The following is a 295-nucleotide window of genomic DNA, read 5'->3' on the forward strand; positions in this document are numbered from 1 at the left end:
TCGCCGATCAGGGTGTGCCGGTGTTCGATGCGGATGCCGCTGTCCATCGCCTGCAGGGGCCGGGGGGGGCGCTGGTCGCGGCGATCGAGGCACGCTTTCCCGGCACCACCGGGGCGGAGGGGGTCGATCGCGCGGCGCTGGGCGCGGCGGTGCTGGGTGATGATGCGGCGATGAAGGCGCTGGAGGCGATCGTCCATCCCGCGGTGGGGGCGGAACGTGCGGCATTCCTGGCGCGCCACGCCGATGCGCCGATGCTGGTGTTCGACGTGCCACTGTTGTTCGAAACGGGTGGCGA

At 71.9% G+C, this 295-nt stretch carries 1 protein-coding gene; it reads left to right on the forward strand.

Features of this window, described 5'->3' with window-relative positions:
* Positions 1-295 (forward strand): dephospho-CoA kinase (locus CVH10_RS19455; protein WP_146143110.1); only part of this gene is annotated, 295 nt, incomplete at both ends.

Source organism: Halomonas sp. ND22Bw (assembly GCF_003011945.1).
Lineage (GTDB): Bacteria > Pseudomonadota > Gammaproteobacteria > Pseudomonadales > Halomonadaceae > Halomonas > Halomonas halophila.